The 15,247-nt window shown below is 54.4% G+C and carries 13 protein-coding genes; all 13 read left to right on the top strand.

All coding sequences use genetic code 11. From position 1 onward, the window contains the following. The first annotated feature begins 32 nt into the window (after positions 1 to 32). The 13 genes from nuoC to D6C13_RS07020 all read left to right on the top strand — a co-directional run bounded on the left by nuoC (position 33) and on the right by D6C13_RS07020 (position 15,145). Positions 33 to 1,844: an NADH-quinone oxidoreductase subunit C/D gene (gene nuoC / locus D6C13_RS07080; protein WP_167457995.1), complete on the top strand. Its 1,812-nt coding sequence runs from the start codon at positions 33 to 35 to the stop codon at positions 1,842 to 1,844. Between the two features lie 2 nt (positions 1,845 to 1,846). Next, positions 1,847 to 2,383 (top strand): NADH-quinone oxidoreductase subunit NuoE, encoded by a 537-nt coding sequence (gene nuoE, locus D6C13_RS07075; protein WP_229905950.1) that lies wholly within the window; start codon positions 1,847 to 1,849, stop codon positions 2,381 to 2,383. Continuing rightward, positions 2,380 to 3,741: an NADH-quinone oxidoreductase subunit NuoF gene (gene nuoF, locus D6C13_RS07070; protein WP_120132098.1), complete on the top strand. Its 1,362-nt coding sequence runs from the start codon at positions 2,380 to 2,382 to the stop codon at positions 3,739 to 3,741. Before nuoE ends, nuoF begins: the two co-directional genes overlap by 4 nt. Positions 3,742 to 3,930: 189 nt before the next feature. Then, positions 3,931 to 6,657: an NADH-quinone oxidoreductase subunit NuoG gene (nuoG, locus tag D6C13_RS07065; protein ID WP_120132097.1), complete on the top strand. Its 2,727-nt coding sequence runs from the start codon at positions 3,931 to 3,933 to the stop codon at positions 6,655 to 6,657. Beyond that, positions 6,654 to 7,631 (top strand): NADH-quinone oxidoreductase subunit NuoH, encoded by a 978-nt coding sequence (gene nuoH, locus D6C13_RS07060; RefSeq protein ID WP_120132096.1) that lies wholly within the window; start codon positions 6,654 to 6,656, stop codon positions 7,629 to 7,631. Before nuoG ends, nuoH begins: the two co-directional genes overlap by 4 nt. Before the next feature lie 14 nt (positions 7,632 to 7,645). Next, entirely contained in the window at positions 7,646 to 8,188 is a 543-nt protein-coding gene (gene nuoI / locus D6C13_RS07055) for an NADH-quinone oxidoreductase subunit NuoI (protein WP_120132095.1), read from the top strand. A gap of 12 nt (positions 8,189 to 8,200) precedes the next feature. After that, positions 8,201 to 8,761 (top strand): NADH-quinone oxidoreductase subunit J, encoded by a 561-nt coding sequence (gene nuoJ / locus D6C13_RS07050; protein WP_120132094.1) that lies wholly within the window; start codon positions 8,201 to 8,203, stop codon positions 8,759 to 8,761. After that, the gene (gene nuoK, locus D6C13_RS07045) at positions 8,758 to 9,060 is read left to right on the top strand and encodes an NADH-quinone oxidoreductase subunit NuoK (RefSeq protein WP_004936014.1); all 303 of its coding nucleotides are present in this window, start codon (positions 8,758 to 8,760) and stop codon (positions 9,058 to 9,060) included. Before nuoJ ends, nuoK begins: the two co-directional genes overlap by 4 nt. Next, positions 9,057 to 10,904 (top strand): NADH-quinone oxidoreductase subunit L, encoded by a 1,848-nt coding sequence (gene nuoL / locus D6C13_RS07040; RefSeq protein ID WP_120132093.1) that lies wholly within the window; start codon positions 9,057 to 9,059, stop codon positions 10,902 to 10,904. Before nuoK ends, nuoL begins: the two co-directional genes overlap by 4 nt. A 97-nt stretch (positions 10,905 to 11,001) precedes the next feature. Then, positions 11,002 to 12,531 carry an NADH-quinone oxidoreductase subunit M gene (nuoM, locus tag D6C13_RS07035; protein ID WP_120132092.1) on the top strand — a complete coding sequence of 510 codons (1,530 nt, stop codon included), beginning with the start codon at positions 11,002 to 11,004 and terminating at the stop codon, positions 12,529 to 12,531. A 6-nt stretch (positions 12,532 to 12,537) separates the two neighbouring features. After that, complete coding sequence (gene nuoN / locus D6C13_RS07030) at positions 12,538 to 13,998, top strand: NADH-quinone oxidoreductase subunit NuoN (protein WP_120132091.1); 1,461 nt, start codon at positions 12,538 to 12,540, stop codon at positions 13,996 to 13,998. Positions 13,999 to 14,203: 205 nt separating this feature from the next. After that, complete coding sequence (locus D6C13_RS07025) at positions 14,204 to 14,719, top strand: DUF1097 domain-containing protein (RefSeq protein ID WP_120132090.1); 516 nt, start codon at positions 14,204 to 14,206, stop codon at positions 14,717 to 14,719. Between the two features lie 117 nt (positions 14,720 to 14,836). Beyond that, a complete protein-coding gene (locus D6C13_RS07020; protein ID WP_112289943.1) occupies positions 14,837 to 15,145 on the top strand; it encodes a DUF883 family protein in 309 nt (102 codons plus the stop codon). The last annotated feature ends 102 nt before the right edge of the window (positions 15,146 to 15,247 follow it).

Raw genomic sequence — 15,247 nt, 5'->3', positions numbered from 1 at the left:
CCCCCTTAAGGCATAAATGACCATTTAGTGTGGTGAAAAAAAATATGACAGATTTGACGACGCAAGATTCAGCCCTGCCAGCATGGCATACCCGAGATCATCTCGATGATCCGGTTATCGGCGAACTGCGTAACCGTTTTGGGCCAGAGGCCTTTACTGTTCAGGCGACCCGTACGGGAATTCCCGTGGTGTGGTTCAAGCGTGAACAGTTACTGGAAGCGATTACCTTTTTACGAAAACAGCCAAAACCTTACGTCATGCTTTTCGATTTGCATGGCTTTGATGAGCGTTTACGTACCCACCGCGACGGTTTACCGGCCGCGGATTTTTCCGTTTTCTATCACCTGATCTCGGTGGAGCGTAACCGCGACATCATGATCAAGGTGGCATTGTCAGAAAACGATCTCCATGTTCCGACCATCACCAAAGTGTTCCCAAACGCTAACTGGTATGAGCGCGAAACGTGGGAAATGTTCGGTATTACCTTCGATGGCCACCCGCACCTGACGCGCATCATGATGCCGCAGACCTGGGAAGGGCACCCGCTGCGTAAAGACTATCCGGCACGCGCCACCGAGTTCGATCCTTATGAGCTGACCAAGCAAAAAGAAGAACTCGAAATGGAATCGCTGACCTTCAAGCCTGAAGACTGGGGCATGAAGCGTGGTACCGAAAACGAGGACTTCATGTTCCTCAACCTCGGTCCTAACCACCCGTCTGCGCACGGTGCATTCCGTATCATCTTGCAGCTCGATGGCGAAGAAATTGTCGACTGCGTTCCGGACGTCGGTTACCACCACCGTGGTGCTGAGAAAATGGGCGAGCGCCAGTCATGGCACAGCTACATTCCTTACACTGACCGTATCGAATACCTCGGCGGTTGTGTTAACGAAATGCCTTACGTGCTGGCCGTTGAAAAACTCGCCGGTATCGTGACGCCGGATCGCGTTAACACCATCCGTGTCATGTTGTCCGAACTGTTCCGTATCAATAGCCATCTGCTGTACATCTCTACGTTTATTCAGGACGTGGGCGCGATGACTCCGGTGTTCTTCGCCTTTACCGATCGTCAGAAAATCTACGATCTGGTTGAAGCGATCACCGGTTTCCGTATGCACCCGGCCTGGTTCCGTATTGGTGGCGTCGCACACGACCTGCCGAAAGGCTGGGATCGTCTGCTGCGTGAGTTCCTTGACTGGATGCCAGCTCGTCTGGATTCCTACGTCAAAGCGGCGCTGAAAAACACCATTCTGATTGGCCGTTCCAAAGGCGTGGCTGCGTATAACGCAGACGACGCACTGGCCTGGGGCACCACCGGTGCTGGCCTGCGCGCAACGGGTATCCCGTTCGACGTACGTAAATGGCGTCCATACTCCGGCTACGAAAACTTCGACTTTGAAATCCCAACCGGTGATGGCGTCAGTGACTGCTATTCCCGCGTGATGCTCAAAGTAGAAGAACTGCGTCAGAGCCTGCGCATTTTGGAACAGTGCTACAAAAACATGCCGGAAGGCCCGTTCAAGGCGGATCACCCGCTGACCACGCCGCCACCGAAAGAGCGCACGCTGCAACATATCGAAACCCTGATCACGCACTTCCTGCAAGTGTCGTGGGGTCCGGTTATGCCTGCGCAAGAATCTTTCCAGATGGTTGAAGCAACCAAAGGGATCAACAGCTACTACCTGACCAGTGACGGCAGCACCATGAGCTACCGCACCCGTGTCCGTACGCCAAGCTTCCCGCATTTGCAGCAGATCCCGTCCGTAATCCGTGGCAGCCTGGTATCCGACCTGATCGTGTATCTGGGCAGTATCGATTTTGTAATGTCAGATGTGGACCGCTAACGATGACAGATATCAATAAAGACTCAGAAGTTCAGTACATCAACGTCAGCGAGCCAGTCGCGCCGCCGGTGTTCGTGCTGAGCGATGCTGAACGCGAAGCGATTGAGCACGAAAAACATCACTACGAAGATGCCCGCGCGGCCTCTATCGAAGCGTTGAAAATCGTGCAAAAGGCGCGTGGCTGGGTGCCTGATGGCGCTATCTACGCTATCTCCGATGTTCTGGGCATTCCAGCCAGCGACGTTGAAGGTGTGGCGACATTCTACAGCCAGATCTTCCGTCAGCCGGTGGGCCGCCATGTGATCCGTTACTGTGACAGCGTGGTGTGCCACATCACCGGTTATCAGGGGATCCAGGCTGCTCTGGAACAACAGTTGCACATCAAGCCGGGCGAAACGACCGAAGACGGACGCTTTACCCTGCTGCCGACCTGCTGCCTCGGTAACTGTGACAAAGGCCCGTCAATGATGATTGACGAGGACACGCACAGCCACCTGACGCCAGAAGCTATCGGCCAGCTACTGGAGCGCTACGCATGACCTACATTCCAAGACACATCGAACGCACGCCGGAGATGCACCCGCTGACCTGGCGTATGCGTGATGACCAGCAGCCTGTCTGGATTGACGAATACCGCAGCAAAAACGGTTACGTCGGTGCAGAGAAAGCCCTTAAGGGCATGGCTCAGGAAGAAATCGTTAATCTGGTAAAAGACGCTGGCCTGAAAGGGCGCGGCGGCGCAGGTTTTTCCACTGGTCTGAAGTGGAGCCTGATGCCAAAAGACGAAAGCATGAATATCCGCTATCTGCTGTGTAACGCCGATGAGATGGAACCGGGTACCTATAAAGACCGCCTGCTGATGGAGCAAATGCCGCACCTGCTGGTGGAAGGCATGTTGATCTCTGCATTCGCGCTGAAATCTTACCGGGGTTACATCTTCCTGCGTGGCGAATACATCGAAGCGGCTGTGAATCTGCGTCGTGCGATTGCAGAAGCTACCGAAGCGGGTCTGCTGGGTAAAAACATTCTCGGTACCGGTTTTGATTTTGAGCTGATTGTTCACACCGGTGCCGGGCGTTACATCTGCGGTGAAGAAACGGCGCTGATTAACTCGCTGGAAGGCCGCCGTGCTAACCCGCGTTCCAAACCACCGTTCCCGGCGTCTGCCGGTGCCTGGGGTAAACCGACATGCGTTAACAACGTCGAAACCCTGTGTAACGTGCCAGCGATCCTTGAGCATGGCGTGGACTGGTACAAAGGTATTTCCGCAGGCAAAAGTGAAGATGCCGGTACTAAACTGATGGGTTTTTCCGGCCGGGTGAAAAATCCGGGCGTCTGGGAGCTGCCGTTTGGGACTACCGCACGTGAAATTCTTGAAGACTATGCCGGTGGCATGCGCGATGGCCTGAAGTTTAAAGCCTGGCAGCCGGGCGGGGCAGGGACTGACTTCCTGACTGCCGATCATCTGGACCTGCCGATGGACTTTGCCAGCATTGGTAAAGCCGGCAGCCGTCTGGGGACTGCGCTGGCAATGGCTGTAGATCACGAAATCGGCATGGTTCCGCTGGTGCGTAATCTGGAAGAATTCTTCGCCCGCGAATCTTGTGGCTGGTGTACGCCGTGCCGCGATGGTTTGCCGTGGAGTGTGAAAATTCTTCGTGCGCTGGAGCGTGGTGAAGGCCAGCCGGGAGATATCGAAACTCTCGAACAGCTTTGCCGCCAGCTTGGCCCGGGCAAAACCTTCTGCGCACATGCGCCGGGTGCCGTGGAGCCATTGCAGAGTGCGATTAAATATTTCCGGGAAGAGTTCGAGGCGGGCATCGCCAAACAGCATTACAGCAACGCGCGGGCGATTGGCGGGATTCAGCCAAACAACCTGCTGAAACAGCGTTGGTAGCAGGCAGCTATAGCCCGAAGTATTTCGCCATACAGCTAGGCAGCAAGCGGGGGAATCCCCCGGAGCTTACACCGGTAAGCGACTGGGGTAAGCACGCGCTGCTAACAACGCTGTAGGGTGAAAGACGAAGGGATACAGAATTTTTGATTAATGCCCGCCGTAGGTGGGCCACGTGGAAGCATGCTGACTATGGCTACGATTCATGTAGACGGCAAAGAATACGACGTAGACGGAGCGGACAACCTGTTACAGGCTTGCCTCTCTCTCGGCCTCGATATTCCTTATTTTTGCTGGCATCCGGCGCTGGGAAGCGTCGGCGCTTGCCGCCAATGTGCGGTTAAGCAATACCAAAACGCGGAAGACACGCGCGGTCGTCTGGTGATGTCATGTATGACACCAGCGTCTGATGGCACCTTCATTTCCATCGACGACTCTGAAGCGAAAGAATTCCGTGAAAGCGTCGTGGAATGGCTGATGACCAACCACCCGCACGACTGTCCGGTGTGTGAGGAAGGCGGTAACTGTCACCTGCAGGATATGACAGTCATGACCGGCCACAGTATGCGCCGTTACCGCTTCACCAAACGTACCCATAACAATCAGGATCTCGGCCCGTTCATTTCTCATGAAATGAACCGCTGTATCGCCTGTTATCGCTGTGTCCGTTACTACAAGGATTACGCGGACGGCACTGATCTGGGTGTTTATGGCGCACACGACAACGTCTATTTCGGTCGCCCGGAAGATGGCCCGCTGGAAAGCGAGTTCTCCGGTAACCTGGTAGAAGTGTGTCCGACCGGCGTATTCACCGATAAAACGCACTCCGAACGCTATAACCGTAAATGGGACATGCAGTTTGCGCCAAGCATCTGTCAGCAATGTTCTGTTGGCTGTAACACCAGCCCGGGTGAGCGTTACGGCGAACTGCGTCGTATCGAAAACCGTTATAACGGTACCGTAAACCATTACTTCCTGTGCGACCGCGGTCGTTTCGGTTATGGCTACGTGAACCTGAAAGATCGTCCGAAGAAACCATTGCAGCTGCGTGGTAACGACTGGATCGAACTTAACGCTGAACAGGCGATGCAGGGCGCGGCAGACATTATCCGTCAGGCGAAGAAAACCATCGGTATCGGTTCTCCGCGCGCGAGTCTGGAAAGCAACTTTGCGTTGCGTGAACTGGTCGGCGCCGAAAACTTCTATACCGGTATCAACGCGGCAGAGCAGGGTCGTCTGCAACTGATGCTGAACATTCTGCGTAACAGCGGTGTTCACACACCGGCGCTGCGTGAAATCGAAGACTATGACGCCGTTCTGGTGCTGGGCGAAGATTTGACTCAGACCGGCGCACGTATCGCGCTGTCTGTCCGTCAGGCCGTTAAAGGCAAAGCCCGCGCGATGGCTGCGGCTCAGCGCGTTGCCGACTGGCAGATCGCAGCAGTGCAGAACATTGGTCAGCATGCGAAACATCCGCTGTTCATCACCAACGTGGACAACACTAAACTCGACGATATCGCGGCTTACAATTACCGTGCACCGGTCGATGAGCAGGCCCGTTTCGGCTTTGCTATCGCCCATGCGCTGGATAATTCTGCTCCTGCGGTGAGCGATTTAGCGGATGGCCTGAACAAGAAAATCGACGTGATCGTGCAGGCACTGACCGGCGCGCGCAAGCCGCTGATCATCACCGGTACTAACGCCGGATCTGACGCCATCATCGAAGCGGCCGCGAATATCGCGAAAGCGCTGAAAGTGGCGGGCAGCGATGTCGGTATTACGTTCGTGGCTTCTGCGGCTAACAGCATCGGTCTTTCGATGATTGGTGGCGGCACACTTGATGAAGCACTTGAGTTGCTGACCCGTGGCGAAGCAGACAGCGCGATCGTGATGGAAAATGACCTTTACCGTCAGGCGCCTGAAGCGAAAATTGATGCGGCATTAGCCAGTGTGCAGAACCTGCTGGTCGTAGACCATCAGCGCACGCGCATTATGGATAAAGCCAGCCTGATCCTGCCTGCTGCAAGTTTTGCAGAAAGCGACGGTACGCTGGTGAATCAGGAAGGCCGCGCACAGCGCTTCTTCCAGGTTTACGATCCGGCTTATTACGACACCACAGTTTCCATGCTGGAAAGCTGGCGCTGGATGCACTCGCTGCATTCCACCATTAACAGCCGCCATGTTGACTGGACTCAGCTTGATCACGTTATAGAAGCCTGCGTTGAAGCACTGCCACAGCTGAAAGGCATGATAGAAGCTGCGCCAAACGCCAGCTTCCGTATTCGTGGTCAGAAACTGGCGCGTTCACCGAACCGTTCCAGCGGCCGTACCGCCATGCGCGCGAACATCAGCGTCCATGAACCGCGTCAGCCGCAAGATAAAGACACGATGTTTGCCTTCTCAATGGAAGGGAACAACAGCCCGACAGCCAACCGCAATCAGGTGCCATTCGCCTGGGCGCCGGGCTGGAACTCACCGCAAGCCTGGAACAAATTCCAGAGCGAAGTTGGCGGCAGTCTGCGCCACGGTGATCCGGGTGTGCGTCTGATTGAAGCAGGTGAGGGGACTCTCGATTACTTCACCGGTATTCCGGCTGCCTTTACGGTGCAGAGCGATAACTGGCGTGTAGCGCCTTACTATCACCTGTTCGGCAGTGAAGAAATGACACAGCGCTCGAAGGTTATCCAGCAACGTATGCCAGAAGCCTACGTGATGGTGAATCCGGCAGATGCCGCGCAGTTAGGGGTTAACGCGGGTTCTCAGGTGGAATTCACCTGTGCCGGTCAGACTCTGAAATTGCCGGTTCGTCTGAGTGAAACATTGAGTCAGGGCCAGGTTGGCCTGCCGCTGGGCTTACCGGGAATTCCTCCGGTGCTGGTTGGCGCAACGGTTGAAAATCTGCGGGAGGCAGCACAATGAGCTGGTTTACACCTGTAGTGATCGATTCGTTGATCGCCATTCTGAAAGCTGTCGTGATCCTGCTGGTCGTGGTGACCTGCGGGGCCTTCATGAGCTTCGGCGAGCGCCGCTTGCTGGGCCTGTTCCAGAACCGTTACGGACCAAACCGTGTCGGCTGGGGCGGTTCCCTGCAGCTGGTCGCTGACATGATCAAGATGTTCTTCAAGGAAGACTGGGTACCCAGATTCACCGACAAAGCCATCTTTACGCTGGCACCGATGATTGCGTTTACGTCCCTGCTGATCTCCTTTGCGATTGTTCCGGTCAGCCCGACCTGGTTCGCCGCAGACCTGAACATCGGTATTTTGTTCTTCCTGATGATGGCCGGTCTGACAGTCTATGCAGTGTTGTTCGCTGGCTGGTCCAGTAACAACAAATACTCGCTGCTGGGTGCTATGCGTGCATCTGCTCAGACGCTGAGCTACGAAGTGTTCCTCGGCTTATCGCTGATGGGTGTTGTAGCGCAGGCGGGTTCTTTCAATCTGCAAGACATCGTCAACTCTCAGGCACATGTGTGGAACATCATCCCGCAGTTCTTTGGCTTTGTGACCTTTGCGATTGCCGGCGTGGCTGTTTGTCACCGTCACCCGTTTGACCAGCCGGAAGCCGAGCAGGAACTGGCCGATGGTTATCACATTGAATATTCCGGGATGAAATTCGGTCTGTTCTTCGTGGGCGAATACATCGGTATCGTGACCGTCTCTGCGCTGATCGTCACCTTGTTCTTCGGTGGCTGGCAGGGGCCGTTCCTGTATCCGGTGATCTGGTTTGCATTGAAAACGGCGTTCTTCATGGTGATGTTCATTTTGATCCGTGCTGCTTTACCGCGTCCCCGCTACGACCAGGTGATGTCATTTGGCTGGAAAGTTTGCCTGCCACTGACCTTGCTTAATCTGCTGGCGACCGCTGCGGTCATCTTGTACAACGCGCAATAAGGGGTGATGAAACCATGACATTGAAAGACATAGTGGTCGGGTTCGGTACCCAGGTTCGCAGCTTGTGGATGATAGGCTTGCATGCCTTCGCCAAGCGCGAAACCCAGATGTACCCTGAAGTTCCGGTCAATCCTCCTCCGCGTTACCGTGGCCGTATCGTGCTGACGCGCGATCCGGACGGTGAAGAGCGCTGCGTTGCCTGTAACCTGTGTGCGGTAGCGTGTCCGGTAGGCTGTATTTCTCTGCAAAAAGCAGAAATGAAAGATGGCCGCTGGTATCCGGAATTCTTCCGTATCAACTTCTCACGCTGCATTTTCTGCGGTTTGTGTGAAGAAGCTTGCCCGACAACAGCGATTCAGCTGACGCCGGACTTTGAAATGGGTGAATTCAAGCGCCAGGATCTGGTGTACGAAAAAGAAGATCTGTTGATTTCTGGGCCGGGTAAATATCCGGAATATAACTTCTACCGGATGTCCGGTATGGCCGTTGACGGTAAGCCGAAAGGCGAAGCTGAAAACGAAGCCAAACCGATCAACGTCAAAGGTCTGTTGCCTTAAGGAGCCGCAAGCATGGAATTTGCATTTTATATTGCAGCCCTGGTGGCCGTGTTGGCGACATTGCGTGTAATCACGCATACCAACCCGGTTCATGCACTGCTGTATCTGATCGTCTCTTTACTGGCGATTGCTGCGGTCTTCTTCTCGCTCGGCGCGTACTTCGCCGGTGCCCTGGAGATCATCGTTTACGCCGGCGCCATTATGGTGCTGTTTGTGTTCGTGGTGATGATGCTGAACCTTGGCAACGTCGAAGAACAGGAACGCGCCTGGCTCAAGCCTGCCACCTGGATCGGACCTTCGGTTCTTTCAGTCATCCTGCTGGTGGTGATGATCATGTCAATTCTTGGCGTGCATGACCACGGCATTAAAGGTGACATGGTTGATGCGAAAGCTGTCGGTATCGCGCTGTTCGGGCCTTACGTTCTGGCAGTTGAACTGGCGTCAATGTTGCTGCTGGCCGGTCTGGTCGTAGCATTCCATATTGGCCGCGAACACAAACCGGGTGAAGTCTTTGGTGACACACCGGTCACGACCGAAATGGCAACGAAAAGAAAAACGGAGGAGAGAGCATGATCCCTCTACAACATGGTCTTATTCTGGCCGCGATCCTCTTTGTTTTGGGGCTTACCGGGCTGCTGGTTCGTCGTAATTTGCTGTTTATGCTGATCAGTCTTGAAGTGATGATTAACGCGGCAGCGCTGGCGTTTATCGTGGCGGGAAGCTACTGGGGTCAGGCAGACGGGCAGGTGATGTACATTCTGGCCATCAGCCTGGCTGCGGCGGAGGCCAGTATTGGTCTGGCGTTGCTGCTGCAGCTGTATCGCCGTCGCCACACTCTCAATATTGATACTGTCAGTGAGATGCGCGGATGAACTTACTCTATTTAACTATTCTGTTCCCGCTGATTGGCTTCCTGTTACTGGCCTTTTCACGCGGTCGCTGGTCTGAAAACACATCGGCTACTATTGGCGTGGGTTCCATTGGTCTGGCAGCAGTAACCACTATTTACGTGGGCATCAATTTCCTCAGCCAGAAAGCGGCGGGCGTGGAAGTCTTTAACCAGCATCTGTGGAACTGGATGCAGGTCGGTGACTTCGGTATTCCTGTCACACTGACCCTCGACGGCTTGTCGATGACCATGCTGTCTGTGGTGACCGGCGTCGGTTTCTTCATCCACATGTTCGCTTCCTGGTACATGCGCGGTGAAGAAGGCTATTCACGTTTCTTCGCCTACACCAACCTGTTTATCGCCAGCATGGTGGTTCTGGTACTGGCAGACAACTTGCTGCTGATGTACCTCGGTTGGGAAGGCGTGGGTCTGTGCAGTTACCTGCTGATTGGTTTCTACTACACCCATCCGGCTAACGGCGCGGCAGCGATGAAAGCGTTCATCGTGACCCGTGTCGGTGACGTGTTCCTGGCATTCGCGCTGTTCATCTTGTACCGCGAACTGGGCACACTGAACATCCGTGAACTGATGATCCTGGCACCGCAGAAACTGGCAGTGGGCGACACGACGATCACCTGGGCGACCCTGATGTTACTGGGTGGCGCAGTCGGTAAATCCGCACAGCTTCCGCTTCAAACCTGGCTGGCAGACGCCATGGCCGGTCCGACGCCGGTTTCCGCGCTGATCCACGCCGCGACCATGGTCACCGCCGGTGTTTATCTGATTGCACGTACTCACGGCCTGTTCCTGATGGCACCTGAGATCCTGCATCTGGTGGGCATTATCGGTGCGGTCACGCTGGTTCTGGCAGGTTTTGCTGCGCTGGTGCAAACCGACATCAAACGTGTTCTCGCGTACTCGACCATGAGCCAGATAGGTTACATGTTCCTGGCGCTGGGCGTTCAGGCGTGGGATGCCGCTATCTTCCACCTGATGACGCACGCATTCTTCAAAGCACTGTTATTCCTTTCTTCCGGTTCGGTCATTTTGGCCTGCCACCACGAACAGAATATCTTCAAAATGGGTGGGTTACGTAAGTCCATTCCTCTTGTCTATATCTGCTTCCTGGTCGGTGGCGCGGCGCTGTCCGCCTTGCCAATCATCACTGCGGGCTTCTTCAGTAAAGATGAAATCCTTGCGGGTGCGCTGGCTAACGGCCACCTGAATCTGATGATTGCCGGTCTGGTCGGTGCGTTTATGACCTCGCTGTACACCTTCCGCATGATCTTCATCGTCTTCCACGGCGAAGAGAAAATCAAAGCACATGCGGGTAAAGGCATTACTCACCACCTGCCGCTGCTGGTGTTACTGGTTCTGTCCACCTTCATTGGCGCGATGATTGTTCCGCCACTGAAAGGCGTGCTGCCGGATACCACTGAGCTGGCGCATGGCCACGTGTTGACGCTGGAAATCACATCAGGCGTGATTGCCATTGCTGGCATTCTGCTGGCGGCGGCCCTGTATCTGGGTAAACGCTCGCTAGTCAACAGCATTGCGAAAAGCGCACCAGGCCGTTTCTTCACGACCTGGTGGTTCCATGCCTGGGGCTTCGACTGGCTGTACGACATGATTTTCGTGAAACCTTATCTGCTGGTCGCGAAAATCCTGCAACGTGATCCGCTGAACTCAATGATGAATCTGCCTGCGCTGTTTGCCCGTTTGGGTAACCGTGGTCTGACTCTTAGCGAAAACGGTCAGGTACGCTGGTACGTCGCGTCAATGGGGCTCGGTGCAGTCGTCGTTCTGGCGCTGCTGCTGGTGATTTAAGCCTGCATTACGGGTGTAGTTATCAATGCCGGTCTGTTCGTGTAACGGACCGGCAAGTGAAATAGCCTTCGGGCATAAAAGAAGGGAACGACACGCCATGCTATTACCTTGGCTAATATTTATCCCCTTTATCGGCGGGCTGCTGTGCTGGCAGACTGAGCGCTTTGGGAGCAAAGTACCGCGCTGGATCGCGTTAATTGCGATGGGGCTGACGCTGGCTCTTTCCGTGCAATTGTGGTTGCAGGGAGGATATTCATTAACGACGCCTGCGGGTATTCCACAGTGGCAATCCGAGTTTTCGGTGCCGTGGATCCCTCGTTTTGGCATCAGCTTCCATTTGGCGCTGGACGGTTTGTCCCTGCTGATGGTGGTTCTGACCGGCCTGCTGGGTGTTCTGGCGATCCTCTGTTCATGGCGTGAAATCCAGAAGTATCAGGGTTTCTTCCACCTGAACTTACTGTGGATCCTCGGCGGCGTAATCGGCGTGTTCCTCGCCATCGACATGTTCCTGTTCTTCTTCTTCTGGGAAATGATGCTGGTGCCGATGTACTTCCTGATTGCCTTGTGGGGACACAAAGCGTCAGACGGTAAAACCCGTATCAGCGCAGCAACCAAATTCTTCATCTATACACAGTCCAGCGGTCTGGTGATGTTGATTGCCATCCTCGGTCTGGTGTTTGTGCATTACAACGCCACCGGTGTATGGACGTTCAACTACGCTGACCTGCTGAAAACACCAATGTCTCACGGTGTTGAATATCTGCTGATGCTCGGTTTCTTCATCGCCTTCGCGGTGAAAATGCCGGTTGTGCCATTGCACGGTTGGTTGCCAGATGCACACAGTCAGGCACCGACCGCCGGTTCCGTCGACTTAGCCGGTATCTTGCTGAAAACCGCGGCCTATGGGATGTTGCGTTTCTGTCTGCCACTGTTCCCTGAAGCGTCTCACCAGTTTGCCCCGATTGCTATGTGGCTGGGTGTGATTGGTATCTTCTACGGCGCGTGGATGGCGTTCTCCCAGACTGACATTAAGCGTCTGATTGCATACACTTCCGTTTCGCACATGGGCTTCGTGCTGATTGCCATCTACACCGGCAGCCAGCTGGCGTACCAGGGCGCAGTGATTCAGATGATTGCACACGGTCTGTCTGCAGCCGGTATGTTTATCATCTGTGGTCAGCTGTACGAACGTCTGCATACCCGTGATATGCGCCAGATGGGCGGACTGTGGGGACGCATAAAATACCTGCCAGCATTGTCACTGTTCTTCGCCGTCGCCACCTTAGGGATGCCGGGTACCGGTAACTTTGTAGGTGAAATCCAGATCCTGTTTGGCAGCTTCCCGGTTGTGCCGGTGATCGCTGTTATCTCGACCTTCGGTCTGGTGTTTGCCTCGGTGTATTCTCTGGCGATGGTGCAGCGCGCTTTCTTTGGCAAAGCAAAATCTGACGAACCGTTGCCGGGCATGACCGCACGCGAACTGTCGATCATCTTGTTACTTATTGTATTGCTGGTGGCGCTGGGCTTCTACCCGCAGCCAATTCTGGATACTTCAAGTGCCGCGATGAGCAACATTCAGCACTGGTTCGGGTCATCAGTTTCAACTATTTCAACGACAAGGCCGTAACTCGCCATGACATTTACACTTCAAAATCTGATCGCACTATTACCGCTGATGATCGTCGGATTGACGGTGGTGGTGGTGATGCTGTCCATTGCGTGGCGACGCGACCATTTTCTTAATGCCACACTGACAGTCATCGGGCTGAACGTTGCCTTACTTTCCCTTTACTACGTCGCGCAGGTCGGCCCGCAGGACGTCACGCCGCTGCTGCGCGTTGACGGTTACTCGATGTTCTACATCGGGCTGGTGCTGCTGGCCAGTCTGGCGACCAGTACGTTTGCTTACCCATGGCTGGCCGGTTATCCGGACAACCGCGAAGAGTTCTACCTGTTAGTTCTCATTGCAGCAATGGGCGGCATTCTGCTGGCGTGCTCTAACCATCTGGCGTCAATGTTCCTTGGGATCGAGCTGATCTCACTGCCATTGTTTGGCCTGATTGGTTACGCCTACCGCCAGAAACGCTCGCTGGAAGCGGCTATCAAATACATGCTGCTGTCCGCTGCCGCGTCATCTTTCCTGCTGTTTGGTATGGCGCTGCTGTACGCACAGTCCGGTGATTTGTCCTTTGCGTCTCTGGGCAAAAATTTGGGCGACGGCGTGATGCTGCACCAGCCGCTGCTGATGGCGGGTCTGGGGATGATGATTGTCGGTCTGGGCTTCAAACTGTCTTTGGTTCCGTTCCACCTGTGGACGCCAGACGTGTATCAGGGCGCACCTGCACCGGTTTCGACTTTCCTGGCAACCGCCAGCAAAATCGCAATCTTCGCGGTGGTGATGCGTTTGTTCCTGTACGCGCCGGTAGCTGACAGCGAATCGATTCGTATCGTGCTGTCGATTATCGCCTTCTGCTCGATTCTGGTCGGTAACCTGATGGCGATCAGCCAGAGCAACATTAAACGCCTGCTCGGTTACTCTTCCATTGCTCACCTCGGTTATCTGCTGGTGGCGCTGATTGCCGTTCAGACGCATCAGTTGTCGATGGAAACCGTTGGTGTGTATCTGGCCGGTTACCTGTTCAGCAGCCTCGGCGCCTTCGGTGTGGTCAGCCTGATGTCCAGCCCGTACAAAGGTCCGGATGCAGAATCGCTGTTCTCCTACCGTGGTCTGTTCTGGCATAAGCCAATCCTGTCTGCGGTAATGACCGTGATGATGCTGTCACTGGCCGGTATCCCGATGACGCTGGGCTTTATCGGTAAGTTCTACGTGATTGCGACCGGTGTGACCGCGCATCTGTGGTGGCTGACCGGTGCTGTAGTGGTGGGTTCTGCGATTGGCCTTTACTACTACCTGCGCGTGACGGTGAGCTTGTATCTGAGTGCGCCTGAAACGCTGGTGCGTGATACGCCAAACAACTGGGCGCTCACGGCGGGTGGTGTGGTTGTACTGATTTCCGCGATTCTGGTGCTGTTGCTGGGTATCTTCCCGCAACCGCTGATTTCGCTGGTGCAGATGGCGCAACCGCTGCTCTGATAAAGTCTGCAAACACAGCCTGAAAAACTCACGAAGCCGCTCACCTGAGCGGCTTTTTTAATCGTATTGGTATATAAGTGTGATTCAAATCACATTTATATGTACGTTCAGCAAAATATTACATTCGTTTTGTGATCTTACCCATTCCATTATTCCTGCCAATGCGTACACTGCGCGCTTGTTCAAATTCGTATGGATTTACACCATGAATGTTTTAGTGATGATTGCCATAACCACCGGCGTCCTCTCCGGCATCTGGGGATGGGTGGCTATCAGCCTTGGCCTGATAAGCTGGGCGGGATTCCTCGGATGCACGGCGTATTTCGCCTGTCCGCAGGGTGGATTGCGTGGATTGCTTATCAGCACGCTGACCTGTCTGAGCGGCGTATTCTGGGCGGTGGTGATCATCGCGGGCAGCGCCATGCGCCCCGAATGGAGCATTCTGGGTTATATGCTGACCGGCGTAGTCGCATTCCTGATGTGCATTCAGGCGTGGCAACAGTGGCTGGCCTTTGTGCCGGGTACATTTATCGGTGCCTGTGCGACCTTTGCCGCGCAGGGTGACTGGCGTCAGGTGGTGGTGTCATTGCTGGTCGGGCTGGTGTTTGGTTACGCGATGAAAAACAGCGGATTATGGCTGGCGAAACAGCGTGAAAAACAGCTGGATGGGGCTAAAAAAGCGGCTATTTTTACGGATATCAAAGGGTCAGAAGGTTCTTAAAACCCCGTTTTTACGACAGTTTTCTGATGATCTGTCGGGCAATTAAGGCGGAACTGCGCTAGGGTTAATGGCAGCATAAGTTTTTATAAGACCCGAACACATCATAAGGAGATAACCATGGCTGACCAATTTGAGACACAGCAGAATTCGTTAGATGACGATTTGCGTATGCTGACTGAAACTCTGGAAGAAGTGCTGAAATCTTCCGGTGATAAAGCGGATGAGAAATACGTGCAGATTAAAGCACGTGCTGAAAACGCACTGAAAGATATCAAATCCCGTATTGATCCTTCCGCCCGTTCTTATTGTAAGAAAGCCCGTCACGTCGCTGAACAGACGGACAGCTATGTGCGCGAAAATCCGTGGCATGGCGTGGGTGTCGGTGCCGCCGTCGGCCTGGTTGTAGGCTTGCTGCTGCGTCGCTAATAGCATTTCTTCAGGGGCAGCGTGCGCTGCTCCTGCTCTACGCATTTGATAACTCCTTTGTCTGCTCCTATACTCCTTCTTAGCTAACTGCACTCACTTCAG

The organism is Rahnella woolbedingensis (assembly GCF_003602095.1).
Lineage (GTDB): Bacteria > Pseudomonadota > Gammaproteobacteria > Enterobacterales > Enterobacteriaceae > Rahnella > Rahnella woolbedingensis.
This window is presented reverse-complemented; position numbering and strand designations above follow the sequence as displayed.

Coding starts and splice junctions, on each gene's coding strand:
- nuoI (WP_120132095.1), top strand. CDS start 7,646: ATGACATTGAAAGACATAGTGGTCGGGTTCGGTACCCAGGTTCGCAGC.
- nuoM (WP_120132092.1), top strand. CDS start 11,002: ATGCTATTACCTTGGCTAATATTTATCCCCTTTATCGGCGGGCTGCTG.
- nuoG (WP_120132097.1), top strand. CDS start 3,931: ATGGCTACGATTCATGTAGACGGCAAAGAATACGACGTAGACGGAGCG.
- nuoF (WP_120132098.1), top strand. CDS start 2,380: ATGACCTACATTCCAAGACACATCGAACGCACGCCGGAGATGCACCCG.
- nuoL (WP_120132093.1), top strand. CDS start 9,057: ATGAACTTACTCTATTTAACTATTCTGTTCCCGCTGATTGGCTTCCTG.
- nuoJ (WP_120132094.1), top strand. CDS start 8,201: ATGGAATTTGCATTTTATATTGCAGCCCTGGTGGCCGTGTTGGCGACA.
- nuoE (WP_229905950.1), top strand. CDS start 1,847: ATGACAGATATCAATAAAGACTCAGAAGTTCAGTACATCAACGTCAGC.
- nuoK (WP_004936014.1), top strand. CDS start 8,758: ATGATCCCTCTACAACATGGTCTTATTCTGGCCGCGATCCTCTTTGTT.
- D6C13_RS07020 (WP_112289943.1), top strand. CDS start 14,837: ATGGCTGACCAATTTGAGACACAGCAGAATTCGTTAGATGACGATTTG.
- D6C13_RS07025 (WP_120132090.1), top strand. CDS start 14,204: ATGAATGTTTTAGTGATGATTGCCATAACCACCGGCGTCCTCTCCGGC.
- nuoN (WP_120132091.1), top strand. CDS start 12,538: ATGACATTTACACTTCAAAATCTGATCGCACTATTACCGCTGATGATC.
- nuoH (WP_120132096.1), top strand. CDS start 6,654: ATGAGCTGGTTTACACCTGTAGTGATCGATTCGTTGATCGCCATTCTG.